Annotated in this window: 1 protein-coding gene; it reads right to left on the reverse strand. The window is 40.5% G+C overall.

What is annotated here, in order from left to right:
• The coding region (locus R8O11_RS30930) for a DUF3391 domain-containing protein (protein ID WP_318195353.1) at positions 1-315 on the reverse strand (315 nt) is incomplete at its 3' end.
• Positions 316-531 lie beyond the last annotated feature (216 nt).

Genomic DNA, 531 nt, shown 5'->3' on the forward strand with positions numbered 1-531 from the left:
CCCTCGTCGACGATATGCACTGAGCTTTTCAATTCGTTTCTGTTTTTCTTGCCACAGTTTTTGCGTTTCTAGATCCAACGATTCATTGCTTGTTGTGCTGTCCGTTTGGATTTGATTAACGGGCAATGGTGCGGTGTCGCTTTGTTCTGGATTAAAGTACACGAACTTCACACCGAGATGACGAATCATCTCGATCTGTTCCTGGTCTTTAATTTTAAAGCTATTGAGTAGGAAGGGGGGATCGTTCCACTTTAGCGGAAGGCGGATATGTAATCCCGGCTGAATACGATCCACTGTAAGTTTAATTGCTGCCACTTTTTCACTACTATTAAGTTTTCACGATAAACCAAGAATAGTAGTAGATTCTGTAAATAAATTCATCAATAAGAACTCACAAGTGCGAGTCATTCGCGTTAAGAACCAAAGTGTTGTTCATAATTTGAATCAAGCTCATACCTGAATATCAATCAGAGTCTTGTTTTAAGACTCGATCCGCATGACGCAATTTCAGCTTTGCTTCGAAGACAGGTT

The organism is Vibrio sp. 1288, from assembly GCF_033344475.1.